General features: G+C 75.4%; 19 protein-coding genes and 1 pseudogene. 9 read left to right on the top strand and 11 right to left on the bottom strand.

Translation table 11 applies throughout. The features are described 5' to 3' along the window. Nucleotides 1–73 precede the first annotated feature (73 nt). The 7 genes from hypA to ACFV04_RS20695 all read left to right on the top strand — a co-directional run bounded on the left by hypA (nt 74) and on the right by ACFV04_RS20695 (nt 7,460). Nucleotides 74–451: a hydrogenase maturation nickel metallochaperone HypA gene (hypA, locus tag ACFV04_RS20665; RefSeq protein ID WP_360255376.1), complete on the top strand. Its 378-nt coding sequence runs from the start codon at nt 74–76 to the stop codon at nt 449–451. 5 nt (nt 452–456) lie between these two features. Next, a complete protein-coding gene (gene hypB, locus ACFV04_RS20670; protein WP_380530906.1) occupies nt 457–1,248 on the top strand; it encodes a hydrogenase nickel incorporation protein HypB in 792 nt (263 codons plus the stop codon). Continuing rightward, nucleotides 1,245–3,563, top strand: a complete 2,319-nt coding sequence (hypF, locus tag ACFV04_RS20675) for a carbamoyltransferase HypF (protein ID WP_380530909.1) — start codon at nt 1,245–1,247, stop codon at nt 3,561–3,563. The genes hypB and hypF overlap by 4 nt, the downstream gene beginning before the upstream one ends. Nucleotides 3,564–3,569: 6 nt before the next feature. Further along, nucleotides 3,570–3,914 carry a HypC/HybG/HupF family hydrogenase formation chaperone gene (locus tag ACFV04_RS20680; RefSeq protein WP_360255369.1) on the top strand — a complete coding sequence of 115 codons (345 nt, stop codon included), beginning with the start codon at nt 3,570–3,572 and terminating at the stop codon, nt 3,912–3,914. After that, nucleotides 3,911–5,044, top strand: a complete 1,134-nt coding sequence (gene hypD / locus ACFV04_RS20685) for a hydrogenase formation protein HypD (protein WP_380530912.1) — start codon at nt 3,911–3,913, stop codon at nt 5,042–5,044. Before ACFV04_RS20680 ends, hypD begins: the two co-directional genes overlap by 4 nt. 100 nt (nt 5,045–5,144) lie before the next feature. Next, complete coding sequence (gene hypE / locus ACFV04_RS20690) at nt 5,145–6,134, top strand: hydrogenase expression/formation protein HypE (protein ID WP_380530964.1); 990 nt, start codon at nt 5,145–5,147, stop codon at nt 6,132–6,134. Between the two features lie 597 nt (nt 6,135–6,731). Then, nucleotides 6,732–7,460: a hypothetical protein gene (locus ACFV04_RS20695; protein ID WP_360255364.1), complete on the top strand. Its 729-nt coding sequence runs from the start codon at nt 6,732–6,734 to the stop codon at nt 7,458–7,460. 32 nt (nt 7,461–7,492) lie between these two features. Here the strand turns inward: ACFV04_RS20695 and ACFV04_RS20700 are convergent, their stop codons facing one another. The 4 genes and pseudogenes from ACFV04_RS20700 to ACFV04_RS20715 form a co-directional block, all read right to left on the bottom strand. Next, the gene (locus tag ACFV04_RS20700) at nt 7,493–8,314 is read right to left on the bottom strand and encodes a hypothetical protein (protein ID WP_380530916.1); all 822 of its coding nucleotides are present in this window, start codon (nt 8,312–8,314) and stop codon (nt 7,493–7,495) included. Nucleotides 8,315–8,398: 84 nt separating this feature from the next. Then, nucleotides 8,399–8,701, bottom strand: coding sequence for a hypothetical protein (locus tag ACFV04_RS20705; RefSeq protein ID WP_380343542.1), 303 nt, complete (start codon nt 8,699–8,701; stop codon nt 8,399–8,401). Between the two features lie 116 nt (nt 8,702–8,817). Then, a pseudogene (locus tag ACFV04_RS20710) lies at nt 8,818–9,072 on the bottom strand (alcohol dehydrogenase); the annotation flags it as partial. Nucleotides 9,073–9,125: 53 nt separating this feature from the next. Continuing rightward, nucleotides 9,126–9,833, bottom strand: a complete 708-nt coding sequence (locus ACFV04_RS20715; RefSeq protein WP_380343536.1) for a prolyl oligopeptidase family serine peptidase — start codon at nt 9,831–9,833, stop codon at nt 9,126–9,128. A 261-nt stretch (nt 9,834–10,094) separates the two neighbouring features. Between ACFV04_RS20715 and ACFV04_RS20720 the strand changes: the two genes are divergently transcribed. Then, nucleotides 10,095–10,586 (top strand): signal peptide protein, encoded by a 492-nt coding sequence (locus ACFV04_RS20720; RefSeq protein ID WP_380343534.1) that lies wholly within the window; start codon nt 10,095–10,097, stop codon nt 10,584–10,586. A 64-nt stretch (nt 10,587–10,650) separates the two neighbouring features. Here ACFV04_RS20720 and ACFV04_RS20725 read toward each other — a convergent pair whose 3' ends face one another. From ACFV04_RS20725 to ACFV04_RS20755, 7 genes are all read right to left on the bottom strand, one after another. Then, nucleotides 10,651–11,745, bottom strand: a complete 1,095-nt coding sequence (locus tag ACFV04_RS20725) for an LLM class flavin-dependent oxidoreductase (protein ID WP_380530920.1) — start codon at nt 11,743–11,745, stop codon at nt 10,651–10,653. 85 nt (nt 11,746–11,830) lie between these two features. Then, the gene (locus ACFV04_RS20730; RefSeq protein ID WP_380530923.1) at nt 11,831–12,856 is read right to left on the bottom strand and encodes an LLM class F420-dependent oxidoreductase; all 1,026 of its coding nucleotides are present in this window, start codon (nt 12,854–12,856) and stop codon (nt 11,831–11,833) included. An 85-nt stretch (nt 12,857–12,941) separates the two neighbouring features. Further along, the gene (locus ACFV04_RS20735; protein WP_380530926.1) at nt 12,942–14,558 is read right to left on the bottom strand and encodes an ABC transporter substrate-binding protein; all 1,617 of its coding nucleotides are present in this window, start codon (nt 14,556–14,558) and stop codon (nt 12,942–12,944) included. A gap of 144 nt (nt 14,559–14,702) precedes the next feature. Beyond that, a complete protein-coding gene (locus ACFV04_RS20740; protein ID WP_380530929.1) occupies nt 14,703–15,635 on the bottom strand; it encodes an ABC transporter ATP-binding protein in 933 nt (310 codons plus the stop codon). Beyond that, nucleotides 15,632–16,486, bottom strand: a complete 855-nt coding sequence (locus ACFV04_RS20745; RefSeq protein WP_380530932.1) for an ABC transporter ATP-binding protein — start codon at nt 16,484–16,486, stop codon at nt 15,632–15,634. Before ACFV04_RS20745 ends, ACFV04_RS20740 begins: the two co-directional genes overlap by 4 nt. After that, nucleotides 16,483–17,367, bottom strand: a complete 885-nt coding sequence (locus ACFV04_RS20750; RefSeq protein ID WP_380530935.1) for an ABC transporter permease — start codon at nt 17,365–17,367, stop codon at nt 16,483–16,485. Before ACFV04_RS20750 ends, ACFV04_RS20745 begins: the two co-directional genes overlap by 4 nt. A gap of 1 nt (nt 17,368) precedes the next feature. Continuing rightward, nucleotides 17,369–18,313 carry an ABC transporter permease gene (locus ACFV04_RS20755; protein WP_380343516.1) on the bottom strand — a complete coding sequence of 315 codons (945 nt, stop codon included), beginning with the start codon at nt 18,311–18,313 and terminating at the stop codon, nt 17,369–17,371. An 824-nt stretch (nt 18,314–19,137) separates the two neighbouring features. On the opposite strand from ACFV04_RS20755, the gene ACFV04_RS20760 reads away from it, so the two are divergent. Next, nucleotides 19,138–20,055 (top strand): LuxR C-terminal-related transcriptional regulator, encoded by a 918-nt coding sequence (locus ACFV04_RS20760; RefSeq protein ID WP_380343513.1) that lies wholly within the window; start codon nt 19,138–19,140, stop codon nt 20,053–20,055. Nucleotides 20,056–20,136: the final 81 nt, after the last annotated feature.

Consider the following 20,136-nt stretch of genomic DNA (forward strand, 5'->3'; position numbering starts at 1 on the left):
GCCGCCACCGCGCCTTGTAATGGGGCGCGCCTCGCAACGCCACCCGTCGCCGACCGCCGTGGGAAGGGAACCGATGCACGAGATGTCGATCGCCGCCGCCGTCGTCGAACAGGTGGACGCGGCCGCGCGCGACCACGGCGCCCCCGGGGTGGCGCGGGTGCGCCTGCAGGTGGGCGAGCTGGCGGGCGTCGTCCCGCAGGCCCTCGACTTCTGCTTCGAACTGGCCTGCGCCGGAACGCTGGTGGAGGGTGCGGTGCTGCACACCGAGGCCGTCGAAGCCCGGGCCCGGTGCACGCCCTGTGACACCGAGTGGGCCGTCGGCATGCCGCCGGACCTCGGCTGCCCGAGCTGCTCCGGCGGCGGCGTGGAGCTGCTGTCCGGACGCGAGCTCCAGATCCTCGACGTCGAGTGGGCCGAGCGCCCGGACGTCCCGGCCGAACAGAAAGGCTGATGCCGATGTGCCGCACGGTCGACCTCCGGCAGGCGGTCCTCGCCCGCAACGACGACAGCGCCCGCGAGCTGCGGGCGGCCCTGGCCGCCCGGGGGACGGTCGCGGTCAACCTGCTCTCCAGCCCCGGCAGCGGCAAGACCGCCCTGCTGGAGGCCGAGTTGGGGCTGGCCCGGCAGCGCGGGGTGCCGGTCGCCGCGCTGACCGCCGACCTCGCCACCGAGAACGACGCGCTGCGGCTGGCCCGTTCGGGCGCGCCGGTCAAGCAGGTGCTCACCGACGGGCTCTGCCACCTGGAGGCGCGGATGCTCGCCGGGCACCTGGACGGCTGGCTGCCGCAGGACTGCCGGCTGCTCTTCGTGGAGAACGTCGGCAACCTGGTCTGCCCGGCCTCGTACGACCTCGGGGAGTCCCTGCGGGTCGTGCTGGCCTCGGTGACCGAGGGCGAGGACAAGCCGCTCAAGTACCCGACCGCGTTCGGGCTGGCGAACCTGGTGCTGGTGACCAAGACGGACCTTGCCGCGGCGGCCGAGTTCGACGAGGCCGAGTTCACCGCGAACGTCCGACGGGTCAACCCCGGGGTGGAAGTGGTGCACACCTCCGCCCGTACCGGGGACGGCGTCGGGTCGCTGCTGGAGCGGGCGCTGGCCGTGCTGGACGGTGCCGAGCCGCACCGGCCGGTGATGGCCGCCACAGCCCCCGGGCACGGGCACGGGTACGACCACGACCACGACCGCGGGCATGGGCACGGGAACGACGGCCACGACCACGGGCACGCGGTGGTCGGGGAGGCCCCGTGACGGTCGGGCGTCCCGAACCCGTCCGGGAACGGCGGCGGGTCGCCGTCCGCGGCCTCGTCCAGGGCGTCGGCTTCCGGCCCTTCGTCTTCACCCTGGCCGACGAACTCGGCCTGGCCGGCAACGTCACCAACACCGGCGAGGGCGTGCTGGCCGAGGTCGAGGGCAGCCGCGAGGCCGTCGAGGCGTTCTGCCGCCGGGTGGCCAGCGACGCGCCGCCGCTCGCCCAGGTGGCCTCCGTCGAGCACGCGCCGCTCGCCGCCACCGGCGCCACCGGCTTCGCCATCACCGCGTCCCGGACCGACGGACCCCGGGCCACCCTGATCCCGCCCGACGTCGCGATCTGCGCCGACTGCCTCGCCGAACTCGCCGACCCGGCCGACCGCCGCCACCGGCACCCGTTCATCAGCTGCACCAACTGCGGCCCCCGGCACACCATCGTCACCGGCCTGCCGTACGACCGCGCCAACACCACCATGGCCGGCTTCCCGATGTGCGCGGACTGCGCCCGGGAGTACACCGACCCGCGCGACCGCCGATTCCACGCCCAGCCGGTCGCCTGCCACGCCTGCGGGCCGCGGCTCGCGCTGACCGTGCCCGGGCGCACCCGCCTCGCGGGCGAGGCCGCACTCACCGGAGCCCGTCGGCTGCTCGCCGCCGGCGCGGTCCTCGCCGTCAAGGGCATCGGCGGCTACCACCTGGCCTGCGACGCCCGCGACAGCGGAGCCGTCGCCCTGCTGCGCCGCCGCAAGCGGCGCGGTGACAAGCCGTTCGCACTGATGGCCCGTGACCTCGCCACGGTCGAGGCGCTGCTGCCGCTCGGCCCGGTCGAACGGGAACTGCTCACCGGACCGGTCCGGCCGATCGTCCTGCTGCGCCGCGCCGGCACGCCCTCGCCCGCGTTCGCGGCGGTCGCCCCGCGCAGCCCCGACCTCGGGGTGATGCTCCCGTACACACCGCTGCACCACCTGCTGCTCGCCGCGCCCGGGCCCGACCTGCTGGTGATGACCAGCGCCAACCTCTCCGGCGAACCGATCGTCACCGACGACCGGGAGGCGCTGGACACGCTCGCCCCGCTGGTCGACGGCTGGCTCACCCACGACCGGCCGATCCACGTGCCCTGCGAGGACTCGGTGGTGCGGGTGGTGGACGGCGAGCAGCTACCGCTGCGCCGCTCGCGCGGGTACGCCCCGCTGCCGCTTCCGCTGCCGGTGCCCGTCCGCCCGGTGCTGGCGGTCGGCGGCGACCTGAAGAACACCTTCGCGCTGGCCCGCGACGGCTACGCCTGGCTGTCCGGCCACATCGGGGACATGGACGACCTGGCCACGCTGCGCGCCTTCGACCGCGCGGTGGACCAGCTCGGCACGGTCAGCGGGGTGCGGCCCGAACTGCTGGTCACGGACCGGCACCCCGGCTACCGCTCGGTCCGGCACGCCGAGCGCGCCGCCGCCGGCCGGCCGGTGCGCCGGGTGCAGCACCACCACGCGCACATCGCCGCGGTGATGGCCGAGCACGGCCTCGACGGCGGCCGGCCGGTGCTCGGCCTGGCCTTCGACGGGACCGGCTACGGCGAGGACGGCGCGATCTGGGGCGGCGAGGTGCTGCTGGCGGACTACGACGGGTTCCGCCGCCTCGCCCACCTCGCCTACGTCCCGCTGCCCGGCGGGGACGCGGCGGTCGAGCGCCCGTACCGGACGGCGCTGGCGCACCTGCGCGCCGCCGGTCTGCCCTGGACCGCCGCACTGCCGCCGGTCCAGGCCTGCCCGGCGGAGGAACTCCGACTGCTGGAAAGGCAGTTGGAGCGTGGTCTGAACACCGTGTCGACCTCCAGCATGGGCCGTCTCTTCGACGCCGTCTCCTCGCTCGCCGGGATCTGCCAGCGGGCCGGGTACGAGGCCCAGGCGGCGATCGAACTGGAGGCGGCCGCAGTCGGGTCGCGGGCGGCGGAGGGCTACCGGTTCGGGCTGCTGGTGCGCGACGGCGGCTGGATCGCCGACCCGGCGCCGGTGCTCGCGGCGGTGGTCGCCGACGTGACCGCGGGCACGCCCGTCGGACTGGTCGCCGCACGCTTCCACACCGCGGTGGCCGAGCTGGTCCGGCGGGTCTGCGCGGCCGTCCGGGAGCGGTACGGCACCACCGCGGTGGCGCTCAGCGGCGGAGTCTTCGCCAACGCCCTGCTCTCCTCGGCCTGTGCGCGCGGCCTCGGGGAGGACGGCTTCACCGTGCTGCGGCACCGCCGGGTGCCGCCCAACGACGGAGGGCTGGCACTCGGCCAGCTGATGGTGGCCGCCCGCGCGGCGGACACCCGGGAGGAGTGAGAGCGGATGTGCCTGGCGGTGCCCGGCAGGGTAACGGAGATCGGGGAGCGCGACGGGACCCGGATGGCGGTCATGGACTTCGGCGGGGTGGTCAAGGACGTGTGCCTGGAGTACCTGCCCGACCTGGCGGTGGGCGACTACGCCATCGTCCACGTCGGCTTCGCGCTGCAACGGCTGGACGAGGAGTCGGCCCGGCGCACCCTCGCCCTGTTCGAGGAACTCGGGCTGCTGCAGGAGGAGTTCGGCGACCCGTGGGAAGCGGCGGGGGAATGGCGGGACCCGGGGGAGCGGGATCGGGAGGCGTCGGGGGAACCGGGCGCGGGGCGAGCGGCTGAGGAGGCCGGACGGTGAAGTACCTGGAGGAGTTCCGCAACCCGGAGCTGGCGGAGGGCCTGCTCGCCGACATCAGGGCCACGGTCACCCGGCCGTGGGCACTGATGGAGGTGTGCGGCGGCCAGACGCACAGCATCATCCGGCACGCCATCGACCAACTCCTGCCGGAGGAAGTCGAGTTGATCCACGGCCCGGGGTGCCCGGTGTGCGTCACCCCGCTGGAGATGATCGACCGCGCGCTGGCGATCGCCGCCCGGCCCGGCGTGATCTTCTGCTCCTTCGGGGACATGCTGCGGGTGCCCGGCACCGACCGGGACCTGTTCCGGGTCCGCGGTGAGGGCGGCGACGTCCGGGTGGTCTACTCGCCGCTCGACGCGCTGCGGATCGCGCGGGAGAACCCCGACCGGGAGGTCGTCTTCTTCGGCATCGGCTTCGAGACCACCGCGCCGCCGAACGCGATGGCCGTCCACCTGGCCCGCAAGGAGGGCCTGCGGAACTTCAGCATGCTGGTCTCGCACGTCCGGGTGCCGCCGGCGATCGACGCGATCATGGAGTCACCGGACTGCCGGGTCCAGGGCTTCCTCGCCGCCGGGCACGTGTGCAGCGTGATGGGCACCGACGAGTACCCGGCGCTCGCCGACCGCCACCGGGTGCCGATCGTGGTCACCGGCTTCGAACCGCTGGACATCCTGGAGGGGATCCGGCGCACCGTACGGCAGTTGGAACGCGGCGAGCACACCGTCGACAACGCCTACCCGCGGGCCGTCCGGCCCGAGGGCAACCCGGCGGCCCGCGCCATGCTGGAGGACGTCTTCGAGGTGGCCGACCGCGCCTGGCGCGGCATCGGCGTCATCCCGCTCAGCGGCTGGCGGCTCGCGCCGCACTACCGGGACCACGACGCCGAACACCGCTTCGACGTCGCCGGGATCACCACCCGCGAACCCGCCGCCTGCCGGGCCGGCGAAGTGCTGCAGGGCCTGCTCAAGCCCCACCAGTGCGAGGCCTTCGGCACCGCGTGCACCCCGCGCACCCCGCTCGGGGCCACCATGGTCTCCAGCGAGGGGGCCTGCGCCGCCTACTACCTCTACCGGCGGCTGGGCGCGCCGGCCGCATCCGCCCCGGCCCAGGAGGCGACCCCCGTTGGCTGACACCGAGATCCTCAACGGGACGGCTCCCGACGCCCCGGCCGCCCCCGACTTCTCCGGCTGGAGCTGCCCGCTGCCGCTGCGCGACCACCCCCGGGTGGTGATGGGGCACGGCGGCGGCGGGGCGCTGTCCGCCGAACTGGTGGAGAACCTCTTCGCGCCGGCCTTCGGCGGACCGGCCCTCGCCGGGCTCGGCGACTCCGCCGTCCTGCGGCTCGGCGGGGCCAGGCTCGCCTTCTCCACCGACTCCTACGTCGTACGTCCGCTGTTCTTCCCGGGCGGCTGCATCGGGGACCTCGCCGTCAACGGCACGGTCAACGACCTCGCGATGAGCGGGGCGCGGGCGGCGTACCTGTCCTGCGGGTTCATCCTGGAGGAGGGCGTGGAGATGGCCGTGGTGGACCGGGTGGCACGGGCGCTCGGCGCCGCCGCCCGGACCGCCGGGGTCGAGGTGGTCACCGGGGACACCAAGGTGGTCGAGGCCGGGCGCGGGGACGGGATCTACCTGAACACCGCCGGCATCGGACTCGTCCCCGCCGGGGTCGACATCCGGCCCCAGCGGGCCGTCCCCGGCGACGTGGTGATCGTCAGCGGGCCCATCGGGCTGCACGGGATCGCGATCATGAGCGTCCGGGAGGGCCTGGAGTTCGGGGTCGAGGTGCGCAGCGACTGCGCGGCGCTCGGCGGCCTGGTCGACACGATGCTGGCCGTCACCCCCGACCTGCACGTCCTGCGCGACCCCACCCGGGGCGGGCTGGCCGCGGCGCTCAACGAGATCGCCGCGGCGTCCGGGGTCGGCGTGACGCTGGACGAGCGGGCCGTCCCCGTCCCCGACGCGGTGGCCAACGCCTGCGCCCTGCTGGGCCTGGACCCGATGTACGTCGCCAACGAGGGCAAGCTGGTGGCCTTCGTGCCGCGTGGCGAGGCGGACGCGGTCCTCGCCGCCATGCGCGCCCACCCGCTGGGCGTGGAGGCGGTGGTGATCGGCGAGTGCGTCGAGGACCATCCCGGGATGGTCGTCGCGCGCACCGGCTTCGGCGGCACCCGGGTGGTGGACCTGCCGATGGGCGAGCAGCTGCCGCGGATCTGCTGACGACGCGGCGCACGGCCGCAGGGCTGCACGGCCGCTGGGCCGCCTCGGGAGGCCGCCTCCGGGGCGGCCGAGCGGGTCCGGGAGCGGCCGGAGCCGTGCGGCGTCAGCGACGGCCGAAGAGCCTGGCGAGCCAGCCCCCGCCCGTCCGCTCCTGCGCGGTGCAGGCGCACCGGGCCGACGCGGGCACGCCCGCCAGGACCTGCTCCACGTGCATCCCGCATCCGGCGTGGGTCGGCTTCCCGCAGCGTCGACAGGCGACTCGTCGGCACATGCCGCTCTCCTTCGTTCTGGTTCCCCGGGTGGGAACGCCCTGACCAATATACCCCCAGGGGTAATTTTCCCGCAGTGCCGGCCCGCGTGCCCGCCGGTGGGCCCCCCGCGTGCCCGCCCGAGCGGCCGCCGCGGCCCGAGCCCGGCCGGGTCCGCGGAATCCCGATACGCTGAGCGAGGAGGCCCCGGCGCGTCCGAGACCGGCGACCGGGCCGTCGCGGCATGGTGCGGAGGTGCGAGGTGCCGGAAGGCGACAGGGGGCGACGGCGCTGGGTCCGGCGTTCCGGAGCGGCTGCCGCGCACGGCGGCTGACGGGACGGCGCGACGGTGAGCTCCGCGGACCCCACGATCGAGGTGAACCTCACCGTGCCCAACCACGGCATCGGACTGTGGATGGTCGGCGCGTTCGTCCTCACCTTCGTGGGCACCCGCGTGATCACCCGACTGATCCGGGCCGGCCGCGGCCCCTTCCGCAACGTCGAGGTCGGCGGCACCCACGTCCACCACCAGGTGTACGGCATCCTCGCCATGCTGATCGCCGGCGCCATGGAGTTCGCCTACCGGCCGGACACACCCGGCGCGCAGATCCTGGCCGCGCTGTTCGGCGCCGGTGCCGCGCTCACGCTCGACGAGTACGCGCTCTGGCTGCACCTGGAGGACGTCTACTGGACGCACGAGGGGCGCAAGTCCGTCGACGCCGCCTTCCTGGCGGTGGGGGTCGGCCTGCTGCTGGTGGCCGGGTTCAACCCGTTCTCCGACGTCGGCCACGGCGCCGCCGCCCACCTGGCCTTCGCGGTCGTGCTGCTGGTCGACCTGGTCTTCTCCGTCGGGGCGATCCTCAAGGGCAAGACGGCGCTCGGAGTGATCGGACTGCTGGTGCCCCTGGTCGCGCCGGTCGCCTGCCTGCGCCTGGCCAAGCCCGACTCGCCGTGGGCCCGCTGGCGCTACCGGCCGGGCTCACGCCGGGCCGAACGGGCGCTGCGCCGCTACCCGGCCGGGCGGCGGACCCGGATGGACGCCCTGAAGGACTTCGTCGGCGGCGTCCCCCGGCAGTGAGGGACCGACGGTCAGGTCCCGGCGGTGCGGGGTCAGCCCAGGAACCGGCGCAGCGAATCCGCCAGGGACCGCACGAAGCGCTCCCGGACCTGCTCGGGGACCAGGTCGAGCGACAGGTAGGGGTTGAGGTCCTCCAGCTCGACGAGGAGCAGCCGCCCGTCCGGCGCCCGGCAGGCGTCCACCCGCTGGATCCCGTGGTCGAGCGTGTTCCACGCGACGAAGCGCCGCGCGAAGTCGAGGTCCGCCGCGGTCGGCTCGTACGGCTCCAGCACCCAGCGCCGGTCCGGGTCGGGTGCGTGGAGGGCGTACTGGAACTCGTCGTCCACGAAGTAGAAGGAGACCTCGTAGGCGAAGTCGATCCGCGGCTGGACCAGCAGGCCGCCCCACTCGACGCCGCCCAGCTCGGCGCGGGTGAGGAAGCGCAGGCCTATGCTGTCGGCGCCCTCCTCGGGCTTGACCGCGTAGTGGTCGACGACGGGCAGCAGGGGGAGGTCCTGCGGGCGGTCGACGGTCGGGATGACCGGGTGACCGGCCGCGGTGAGGTCCAGGAGGTACCGCTTCCCGGCCATGTCGCCCCGCCCGGTCAACGGGTTGTAGACCCGCACGCCGCCGGACAGGGCCTCGGCGCGGAACCGGTCGTACTCCTCCCGGTAGTGCAGCACCGGCCCGCTGTTGCGCACCACGACCGCGTCGAAGCGCGCCATCAGGGCCCGCGCGTCGAGCGGGTGGCACAGCGCGAGGTCGAACCACTCCCGCAGCCGGGAGGTCAGGAACACGTCCTCGTCGCCGTAGCGCCGCCCGGCGGCCGGGTAGGCGAGGTCGGTCACGTACAGCAGGCTGGGCCGGTCGGGCACGGGGAACTCCGTCGGTCGGTGGCGGGGGAGCGAATCTACCGACCGGCCGGGACGGTCACCGTACCGGCCCGCTGCACCGGGGCCTCAGCCCTCGAAGGACCGCTCCTCCAGCAGGTCGAGGTTGCGGAACGACGGCGGGCCCTCGCACAGCGCCGCGACCTGCGAAGCGAACTCGGCGGTCTCCGGCCGGGCGGAGTTCTCCATCGCCACCTCGTGCGAGGGGAACTCCACGATGTTCAGGTACACGTCCTCGCCGTCGCGGTCACGGGTCTGCAGGGCCCGCGTCGCCAGACGGTGGCCCGCGTTCTTCTCGACCCAGCTGTCGAGCAGGGCGTTGAACTCGTCGATGCGACGGGTCCGGTACTCGATGATCTGGATGAACCTCACGGCTCGACCTCCTCGGCCTGGCACGGGACTTCGGCTGCCCCCTCCAGCGTCGCCCCGCAGCGCGGGCGCTGCCACCGCGATCGGGGCCGGCCGGGGACCACCGGCGCCAGACCCGGTCAGACGGTGGCGGCGTCGATGACGAAGCGGTAGCGGACGTCGCTGCGGAGGACCCGCTCGTAGGCCTCGTTGACTTGGTCGGCGCGGATCGTCTCGATCTCGGCCGCCACCCCGTGCCCGGCGCAGAAGTCCAGCATCTCCTGGGTCTCCGCGATTCCGCCGATGCCCGAACTGCTCAGGCTGCGGCGGTTCCCGCTGAGGGACTGCAGTTCGACGTGCACCGGGTCCTCGGGCAGGCCCCGTACCGCCATTGTCGGCGCCGGGCACCGGGCGGCTCCCGCACCGGTGCCTGGGCGGCCGACCGGCCTCAGGGCCCGGCGGCCGGGGCGGGGGCCGGGACCGTTCCCCGGCCGTGCGGGTCGGTGCGGGACCGGGCGAGCAGCCAGGCGTAGACCTCGGGGTCGTCGTACGTCCGGGTCCAGGAGTCGTGGCCGACCCCCGGGTAGCGGGTGAAGCGCACCGGGGCGCCCAGCTCCCGCAGCGCGTCGACCAACCGCTCGGTGTGCGCGAACGGGATGACCTCGTCCTCCTCCCCGTGGAAGGTCCACACCGGCACGGTCGCGAGGCGGGGCGCGGACTCGGGCAGCCAGGAACCGCACACCGGCACGGCGGCGGCGAACCGGTGCGGGTACCGGGCGGCGAGCGCCCACGAGCCGGTGCCGCCCATGCTGAGGCCGGTCACGTACCGACGGTCCGGGTCGATCCGGAACTCCCGGCCCACCTCCTCCACCAGCCCGGCGAGGGCGCTCAGCTCCGCCACCCAGGAACTGTGGGCCGGGCACTGCGGGGCCACCACGACGAACGGCAGCCGCGCCCCCTCGGTGATCTGTCGCACCGGTCCGTGCGTGGCCAGGACCGCCGGGTCCTCCCCGCGCTCCAGCGCGCCGTGCAGGAAGAGCAGCAGCGGCCACGGCCCGGGCCCGTCCCGGTACCCGTCCGGCAGGGACACGACGTACCCCAGGTCGTTTCCGTCGTCGTCGACGGCGAACCGGCGGTGCTGGAACGGTGCGGACATCGGTTTCCTCCCGAACGGCCGGGTGACGGGGCGGGACCGCCCCCCACAGCCCTACCCGGCCGGAGCCCCCGGCCCTCCCGGGCGTCGGGGGGAAGTCGGGGGACGTCTGGGGAAGTCGGCGGGAGGTCGGCGGGGCGGGCCGCACGGCGGGGCTGCGCGGTGGCGCGGATGCGCGTTGCGCCGTCGGAGTGCAGGGTGGACGGGTACGCCGCGGCCTCCGGTGGACTCCGGGGCAGCCGAGAACGATCGAAAGAGGCCCCCATGCCGACCACGAAGCTCCTCGGCCGGGCTCTGGCCCTGACCGCCCTCGCCGTCCTGCCGGCCGCCGCGTTCACGCTGCCCTCGTCGGCGGCCGCCGCGGTGGCCTCCGCCCCGCAGGCGCCGGCCGTCGCGGTGCCGGTCTCCTTCGTCGACCTGCCCGGCAGCCCGCTGCCGACCGACCACGCCGCGCACCGGATCACCGTCACCTACCGCAACGGCACCGGGGCGGACCAGACCGTCGCCCCGCAGATCCTGGTCGAGTCGCCGGACCGGGGGCCCTTCCTCAGCCCGTCGGACGTCCGGCTGGAGGTCCTGAGCGGCGGCCACTGGAGGACCGTGCCGCTGGCCAGCCAGACCGGGACCCTGTACACCGGCCTCACCTCGGCGAAGCTGGTCCTCCACAGCCACCACACCCTCACTCAGCACTACCGGCTCACCGTGCTCCGGACCTCGCCGGGCACGGTCCAGCCCCGGGTGGCGCTGTACGCCTGACGGGCGACGGACCGCGCGATGACGGACCGCGCCCTCACGGACCGCGCACTTGCGGACCGCCCACTCACCAGCCGCGGCGGTCGGCCGGGGTGCCGTGGCCGGCCCGCAGGTGACGGACGAGGGTGCGGCGCAGCTCCCGGTCGTGGTCGGTCTCCACCGGGAGGTCGAGCTGGACGATGTCCACGCCCGCCGAGCGGAGGAGCCCGATGCGGGCGGCGACCGTGGCCGGGGAGCCGGTGTAGGCGGCGGTGAGGGAGCGGCGCACGTAGGCGGCGACCTGCTCGTCGCCGTGGGCCGGGTCGGAGCGGCCCCGCTCGCGGTCCCGGTCGAGTTGGACGGCCTCCCGCCAGCGACCGCCGGCGCCGCCGGAGGTGAGGCGCAGGGCGTCCCGGCGCAGGCGGCGGACGCGGTCGCGGGCCTCCTCGTCGGTGTCGGCGAGGACGACGGTGATGTGCCGCCAGATCCGCAGGGACCGGCCGTGGGCGGCGGCCGCGGCGCGGGCCTGGGCGATCCGCTGCCTGGTGTCGGGCAGCGGCAGGGGGCTGACGGCGTACACCTGCGCGTAACGGGCCGCGAGGTCGAGGCCCTGCGGTGAGGACCCGCCGAAGGAGAGCAGTTCGCCGCCCGGCCGCGGGTGCAGGCCGGGGCGGGCGTCGGCCACGGTGTAGAACTCGCCCTCGTGGTCGATGTCCCGGTCGGCGGCGAGGTAGCGGGTGAACAGGTCGAGGTACTCCCCGGCGCGGCGGTAGCGCTCGGCCTTGTCGAGGAGGTCGCCGTCGCGGGCCGTGTCGCGGTCGCTGGAGCCGATGACGACGTGCGCCGCCGCCCGTCCGCCGGACAGGCGGTCCAGGGTCGCCAGGGAGCGGGCCGCCACGGTCGGCGCGGTGGTACCGACCCGGTGGGCGACGGCGACGCGCAGCCGGGTGGTGGCGGCCAGCGCCCAGGAGGCCACCAGCCAGGGGTCGGGCCACGAGCTGGACTGCACCACCAGGGCGCTGTCCAGCCCGTCCTCCTCGTTCTCGCGTGCGGTGCGGGTGACGTACGCGGGGTCGGCGGTGCGGTCGCGGCCGTCGGGGGCCCAGCGCAGGGCCTGGCGCTCCTGCGGGGTGCTGCCAGGGACGGGGGCGGCGCGGACCCCGCCGCGGATCTCCAGGGGCACGGACTCTCCTCGGATGGGAATCGGGACGGAACGGCGGCGGGGCGGGTGGTGGTGAGGGGCGGTGGTGGGGTGGGGCGGTGGTGGGTCAGCGGGCGGCGGGGCCGAGCCGGGCCAGGGTGTCGAGCAGCTTCGCCCGGCTGACGAACACCTCCGGCGGCAGCGACACGTACAGCTGGATGGTGGTGACGCCCGGGCGGTGGTAGGCCAGGATGCGCTCGCGGCACTCCTCCGGGGAGCCGCTGACGAACAGCCCGTCGACCACCTCGTCCGGCAGGGCCTTCTGGGCGCCCTCCGGGTCCCCCGAGGTCCACAGGCGGTGCGTCTCGGCGAGCAACTCGCCGTGGCCCAGCCAGTCGTGGAACTTCCGGTACGGCTCGCGGTTGAGGATCCAGGCCAGGAAGGGCCGGGTGGCGCGGTGCGCGTAGTCGGTGTCCTCGGTGGGGCAGACGAAGACCTTCACCACCAGCTCCTTGCCGGGCGGCTGCGGGCCGACGGTCTCCAGGATCTTCGGCACGTCGTGCGGGAACAGCAGGTTGGTGATGGCGCCGTCCCCCTCGGTGAAGCCGAGCCGGAGCATGTTGGGCCGCAGCGCGCCCAGGATCACCTTGACCGGCTCGGCCGGCGGGTGCGGCAGCCGGTAGCCGGTGATGTCGAAGGTGTCGAACCCGCCGGTGACGTACTCGCCGCGCAGCGCCCGGGTGACGAAGCGCAGCACGTCCCGGGTGCGCTTGAACGGTTCGTCGAACGGAATGCCGTTGATGTCGGTGACGTGGGCGGGGACCGAGGCGCCGATGCCCAGCAGGAGCCGGCCGGGGGCGAGTTGGGCGAGCGTCGCGGCGGTCTGGGCGAGCACCGCCGGGCCGCGGGTGTGCACCGGGACGATGCCGGTGGCGATCCGCAGCGACGAGGACCACGCCGCCGCGGCGGCCAGCGGGGTGAAGGCATCGGTGCCGCCACCCTCGGCGCTCCACACGTCGGTGTAGCCGAGGTCGGGCAGCCGCTCGACCAGGAAGCGGTGCCGGTCGATGGTCAGTCCCGGCAGGGGCAGCGTGATGCCCCACTTGGGTGGCTCGGCCTCGGGGTGGTGGTGTGGCGGGTACGGGGTGGTCATCGGACGGGTGTCCTTCCTGGGCGCTCTGTGCTTCGGTGCTTCGGTGCGGGGGTGGGGGTGGGGCGGGAATTCCTGGGGGCGGGGCTCAGCCGACCCAGACCGTGGTGAGGTCGAGGAACCAGGACTGCGGCTGCACCAGCCCGTGGACCTTCGGCGAAAGGGCCCGCGGGTTGCGGTCGTTGACGACGAACAGCCAGGGCGCGTCCTGGGTGACGAGCGTGAGGGCCTTGCGGTACCCGGCCTGCCGGGCGGCCTGGTCGGCGTCGGCGGCCGAGGCCGCCAGCAACCCGTCGACCTGCGGGTTCGCGTAGTGGCCCGTCCAGAACGGGCTCCCGGAACCGATGAACAGCGGCAGCAGCGCCTCGGACTGGAACAGCGTGGTGGACTGGGCGACGGCATCGGAGCCGAGCGCCACTTGGCCCTTGGCCTCGGCGCCGATCAGGGTGGTCCAGTCGGTGGTGCGCAGTTCGACCCGGATGCCGACGGCGGCGAGGTCCCGCTGGAGGGCCTCGGCGATCGGCACCGGCAGCAGGTTGCCGCTGCCGCCGGTGGGCACGGTGACGGAGGTGGCGAAGCCGTTCGGGACGCCGGCCTCGGCGAGCAACTGCCGGGCCTTGGCGGGGTCGTAGGAGTAGGCGTCGCCGGCGGGGTCGTAGGCGGCGGTGGCCCGCGGCGCGGCCTGGTAGGCGGGGTCGGCGGTGCCGTGCAGCAGCTTGTCGGCGATGGCCTTGCGGTCGATCGCGTAGTTGGCGGCCCGGCGCACCAGCGGGTTGTTCCAGGGCGCCTTGGACGTGTCCAGGATCCAGTACCAGAGGTGGTCGTAGCTGTTGGTGGCGATCGTGACGCCGTCCGACGTCAGGCTCTCGATGTCGTCCGGGTTCGGGTACTCGATCCAGTTGGCGCCGCCGGAGCGCAGGGCCGCGGTGCGGGCGGCGGCGTCCGGCAGCGCCTTGATCACCAGCCGGTCGAGCCTGGGGGCGCCACGCCAGTAGTCCTTGTTGGCGGCGAGCTCGATCTGCTGGCCCTCGGTCTGTGAGACGAAGCTGAACGGGCCGGTGCCGACCGGGTGTTGGGCGAAGTTCGCCGAGCCGGACCTGCGGACGGCGGTGGGGCTGGCGATCAGGACGTGCGCGAGGTCCTCGGGGAAGTGGCCGTTGGGCTCCTTGGTGACCAGTTCGACGTGCTCGGCGTCGGTCTTGCGGTAGGAGACGATGTCGCCCGCGTACTCCGCGGCGGCGGCGCCCAGGGCGTCGGTGTACTCGGGGCTGCCCTTGTCGAGGTAGCGCGCCAGGTTGAAGACCACGGCGTCGGCGTCGAAGGGGGTGCCGTCCTGGAACTTCACGTCCTTGCGGAGGGTGAACGTCCAGGTCCTGCGGTCGGCCGCGACCTGCCAGTCGGTGGCGAGGGCGCCGGTGACCACCGGCGGCTTGTCGGTGCCCTTGAGCAACTCGTAGCGGGTCAGGCCCTCGTAGAGCTGGAAGGAGACCAGGCGCTTGCCCTCGAAACCCGCGCCGCCGATCACGGTGTCGGTGTTGGGCAGCTTGCCGGTGGCGCCGATGACCAGTGTCCCGCCGCGGCCGTCACCGCCGCCCGCCCCGGTCGCGCCGCCGTCGGACCCGGCGCAGCCGGCGGCTGCGGCGAGCAGGGCGACGGCGGCCGGCAGGGCGACGGCTCTGGAGCGGATGCGGGCGGTGCGGTTCATGGTGATTCCTCGTCGGTTCGGTGGTGCGTCTGCGGTGCGTCTGTGGTGCGTCTGCGGTTCGGCTGTGGTTCGGCTGTGGTTCGTCGGGGGAGGGCGGTCGCGTGGGCGTGGGCGTGGGCGTGGGCGTGGGCGTGGGCGTGGGCGTCAGGGCGCGGACGGGGCGGCGCCGGTGGCGGCTTCCAGCAGGGCCCGGGTGTACGGGTGCGCGGGGGAGTCCCAGAGACGGTCGGCGGGGCCCTCCTCCACCACCCGGCCCGCCCGCAGCACCAGCACCCGGTGGGCGAGATGACGGACGACGGCGAGGTCGTGGGAGATGAACAGGTAGGCCAGGCCCGTGCGTTCACGCAGACCGGTGAGCAGGTCGAGCAGCCGGGCCTGCACGCTGCGGTCCAGGGCCGACGTGGGCTCGTCGCAGACCAGCAGCTCCGGCCCGGTGGCCAGCGCCCGGGCGACGGCCACCCGCTGCAGCTGCCCGCCGGACAGCTCCCGCGGGTAGCGGGCGGCGAGTGCGGGCTCCAGACCGACCTGGGTGAAGAGCCGGGCGACTTCCGCGGCACGCTCGGCGCGCGGCGTGCCGTGCAGCCGCAGGACGAAGGCGACCGCCTCCCCGGCCCGCAGGCTCGGGTTGAGCGAGCCGCGCGGGTGCTGCGGGACGAACTGCAGCCGGCCCCGCAGCGCGCGGTCGGCGCGCCCGCGCAGCCGGTACGGGTCGCGGCCCGCGAAGCGGACGCTGCCGGAGTCGGGGGAGAGCAGGCCCAGGGCGAGGCGGGCCAGGGTGGACTTCCCGGAGCCGGACTCGCCGACCAGGCCGACGGTCTCGCCGGGGGCGACGCGGAGGCTGACCCCTGCCAGGGCCGTCCGGTCGCCGAAGCGCTTGCCGACGGCGTCGAGGGCGAGCAGGGGGGCCTCGGTGGTGGGTGCGGGCCGGTGGTCGGTCGCGGTGTGGGGGCCGGTCGGGCGCTGGTCGGTCGCGGTGTGGGGGCCGGTCGGGCGCTGGTCGGTCGCGGTGTGGGGGCCGGTCGGGCGCTGGTCGGTCGCGGTGTGCAGGCCGGCGGCGGTGCGGGGGTCGGTGCTCATCGGCGGGCTCCCGGTTCGGCGGCCACCAGGGCGGCGGTGAAGGCGTGGTCGGGCTCGCGGAGCACCCGCTCGGCCGGGCCGAGTTCGACGACCCGCCCGGCCCGCATGACCGCCACCGTGCCGCCGATCCGCCGGGCCACCGCGAGGTCGTGGGTGACCAGCAGCAGCGCGATGCCGCAGTCGGCGCGCAGGGTGGTGAACAGGTCCAGGATCCGGCCGCGGACCAGGGCGTCCAGCGCGGTGGTCGGCTCGTCGGCGATCAGCAGCTCCGGCCCGCAGCAGATCGCGAGGGCGATCGCGGCGCGCTGGCGCAGGCCGCCGGAGAGTTCGTGCGGGTACGCCCGAGCGACCCGCTCCGGATCCGGGACGCCGGCGGTGGCGAGCAGCCCGGGGACGGCGGCACGGGCGGCCCGACGGCCGTCGGCTACCCCGTGCCGGCGCAGCACCTCGGCGAGCTGCGGGCCGATCCGGCGCAGCGGGTCGAGCGAGGAGCTCGGGTCCTGCGGCACGTAGCCGATGCGCCGGCCGCGGACGTCGGAGAGCGCGCGTTCGTCGAGCGTCCGCAGGTCCGTCCCGGCGAGGCGGACGGTGCCGCTCACGGCAGCGCCGCGCCCGGGCAGGCCCAGCACCGTCCGGGCGACGGTGGTCTTGCCGCTGCCGGACTCGCCGAGCAGCACCAGGGCGCCGCCGGCCCGCAGCGCGAGGGACACCCCGTCGACGGCCCGGACGCCGCCGGGGTACGTGACGCCCAGACCGTCGATCTCCAGCAGTGCGCCCGTCCGGTCACCCGATGCGCGGTTCGTCGGGCCGGCCGATCCACCGTTCGTCGGGCCACCCTTTCCGTGGCTCATCGGGTCACCTGCTTCGCGGCTCGCCGGGCCGCCGCCGGGGTGGCCCGTGGCAGGTGGGCGGCGGCGTCGCCGATGCGGGTGCGCAGCGCCTCGCCGAGGGTGTTGAACACGACCGAGACCGCGAGGATGACGAGGGCCGGCAGCACCGCCACCCAGGGATGGGTGAGCAGGGCGGGCCGCAGCTCGTCCAGCATCGCGCCCCACTCGGCGGTGGGCGGGGCGACGCCGAGCCCGAGGAAGGACAGCCCCGCGGCGTACACGACGGCGAGCCCCACCAGCGACGAGGCGTACACGAGCACCACCGGCGCCACCACGGGGACGACCTGACGGAGCACCAGCGCGCCCCAGCCGGCGCCGCTGACCCGGGCCGCCTCCAGGTACTCGGAGCTGCGGATCCGCCGGGTCTCGGTGAACGCGACCCGGGCGACCGCGGGGGTGAGCACCACGGACAGCGCCAGCACCGTCGCGCCCAGGCCGGGGGTGAGCAGCGAGGCGACGGCGATCGCCAGCAGCACCCCGGGGAACGCGTAGAGCACGTCCAGCGTGCGCAGCAGGGCCTGCTCGGTGAGGCGGCCGCCGAGCCCCGCCGCGATGCCGAGCAGCGTCCCGGCGACGGTGGCGACCGTGACCGGCACGAGCCCGCCGGTGAGCGAGGCACGCCCGCCCCAGACCAGACGGCTCAGCAGGTCGCGGCCCTGGCCGTCGGTGCCGAGGAGGTGGCCCGGGCTGCCGGGGTCGAGCAACCGGTCCGCGAGCCGTCCGGCGGCCGGGTCGTACGGCGCGACCAGCGGTGCGGCGAGGGCGAGCAGGAGCAGCAGTACGGCGAGCGCACCGGGGACGACCAGGCCCGCGTTCCGCCCGGTCCACCGGGTCGGTGTCATGTCAGACCCTCACCCTCGGGTCGATCGCCGCGTGCGCCGCGTCCACCAGGAGGTTGACACCGACGAACGCGACCGCCACCACCAGCACCCCGCCCTGCACCAGGGGCAGGTCGCGGGCGGTGAGCGCGTCGTACAGCAGCCGACCGATACCGGGCCAGGCGAACAGGGTCTCCACGAAGACCACCCCCTCCAGCAGGTAGGCGAGTTGCAGGCCGCCGATGGTCAGCAGCGCGGGCGAGGCGTTGTGCACGCAGTGCCGCAGCACGGCGGCCGGGCGCAGACCGCGGGCGCGCAGCGAGTCGGCCAACTCGCCGGCCAGGACGGTGCCCAGTGCGGCCCGGAACACCCGGGCGGTGAGGCCGAGCGGCACGAGCGCGGCCGCGACGGCGGGCAGCACCAGGTGCCTGGCCAGGTCGGCCGGGCCGCCGGAACCGAACACGTCGTGCGTGCCGCCGGCCGGCAGCCAGCGCAGGCCGACCGCGAAGACGGCGATCAGCAGCAGCGCCACCGAGTACTGCGGCGCGGACACCGCGAGGGTGGACAACGCCCCGGAGATCCGCCCACCGGGGCCGCGCGGGCGCAGCGCGCCCACCGCGCCGAGCGCCACCCCGCCCGCCAGCACCAGCAGGAACGCGGCCCCGGTCAGGGTGAGGGTCCGGCCGAGCGCGGGGAGCAGGAGGTCGGCGACCGGGCGCTGTCCGGAGACGGACGTACCGAGGTCGCCGGTGAGCGCGTGGCCGAGCCAGTCGACGTAGCGGACGGGCAACGGCTGGTCCAGGCCCAGCCGTTCGGTGAGTTCCCGCCGCGCTCCGGGCGGCGCTCCCGGGCCGAGGAAGGCGGCGACCGGGTCGCCGGGGACGAGCGCGACGGTCGCGAAGACGACGGCGGTGACGCCGAGCAGCGTGGGGACGGCCAGCAGGAGCCGGCGCAGCAGGAACCGGGTCACCCGTCGGCCCTCCGGGGCGGGGCGCCGGACGGGCCGGCGGCGGGCCGGTGGGGCGGTGCGGGCATGGTCCTGCTGCTCCTTCGGGAGTCGGGCGTGTCGGGAGTCGGGCGCGTGCCAGGGATCGGGCGTGTCGGGGGTCGGGCGCGTGTCAGGGGTCGGGTGTGCGGAGGGGAGAGGGCCGAGGGTCGGGCGCGTGTCAGGGGTCGGGTGTGCGGAGGGGAGAGGGCCGAGGGACGGGTGTGCGGGCGGTCCGGTGGGCCGGGCCGTCGGTTCGGCCCCGGGGCGGGGGCGGTCGGCGCGTGTCCGGGGTCGTCAGCGGAACTCGGGTGCCGTCAGCGGGAGTCGGAGCACCGCCGCGGCGGCCGCGGTCGCTTGGAGGAGCGTTGCGGATGCACGGCCCGGACAGCCAGTCAGTTCCTGGTGCTGTTACTCCCGGTCACAGGATCCGTGGGTGGCGGGAGTGCCGCTGCCCGGGCCGCCGGGGCCCGGTCCTGTCCTTGACCAGCACAAGGAACCGGACCTAGGGTTCCCCGCATGGCTATTCGGCGGACCGGCTTCACCTTGGTCGGGATCGGCGGCTCGTGGCACCGAAGGTGTTTCGACGAGTCCTGTCGATCGCGCTCCACGCGCTGACCGCCCCGGTCCACACCCGCCGCGGTCGGCGCCCCCTCCTCACCCGGAATCCATGCCCGACGCCCGTCCGCGTCGCCGGCGGAGCCCTGTCGCAGCACACCGCGTCCACGGGGCCGACCAGCCACCAGCTAGGGGGACCGCATCGCCATGCCACGCCACAGACGTCCGACCTCCGTCCCCGGAGGTGCCCGATGGCAGCAGTGAGCACCTTCGCCGCCCCGGCCGGCCCTCGGGGCCGCCGGCTTCCCGCCCGCCGCGGCGCCTGCGGCGGCCCCGGCCCGGGGGACGCCCCCGGAACCGGGCCGGCCCGGCCGCGGGCCGAGATCGACAACCCGCTGGACCTGATCGCCGGTCACCAGCTGCTGGCCGAACCGGCACCGCCCGCCCCCGGCCGGGCCGACGCCGGCTGCGGCTGCGGCCACCCGATGTGCGTGGACGAGGACCGCGACCGTACCGCGCTCGCCCGGGTGTTCCTGGTCGAGCGGCACTCGGTGGCCAGCGCCGGGCTGCGCAGCGTGCTGGCCACCGCGCCCGGACTGGCGGTGGTCGGCTCCACCGGTGACCCGCTGCGCGCCGTGGCGGCCGTGCACCGCATCGCCCCCGACGTCGTCCTGCTCGGCCGCGGCGCGAGCCTGGAGGAGGACCTGGCGGCCGTGGTGGCGCTACGCGGACCCGACGGGGCACCCGACGCCCGGGTCCTGCTGCTGCGCCGGGCCGAGTCGACCGCCGAGGCGAGCCGGATGCTGCTGGCCGGAGCCAGCGGGTGCTTCCCGCTCGACCTCGCGGGGGAACGGATCATCGGCGCGGTCCAACTCGTCGCGGCCGGCGGGTCGGTGTTCCTGCCGGCGCCGCCGCCCGCCCGGACCCATGCGGCGGCACCCGCCCGGCACCTCGGCGAACTGCCGCCGCAGCAGGCCGGGCTGACCGAGCGCGAGCGCGAGGTGCTCGTCGAGCTCGGGCACGGGCTGAGCAACGCCGAGATCGGGCGTGAACTCGCCCTGGCCGAGGCCACCGTGAAGAAGCACCTCACCCAGGCCATGCGCAAGATCGGGCAGCCCGACCGGCTGCGCGCCGCGCTCTACGCCCACCGCCACGGGCTCGCCGGATAGGTCCGGCTCCCACGCACGCACCGCCCGAGGGCGGGTCCCGCCGGTACGCGGGGCCCGCCCTTCGTGGTGTCCGCCCTTCAC

Origin of the sequence: Kitasatospora sp. NPDC059599 (genome assembly GCF_042735125.1) — a bacterium.
Taxonomy (GTDB): domain Bacteria; phylum Actinomycetota; class Actinomycetes; order Streptomycetales; family Streptomycetaceae; genus Kitasatospora.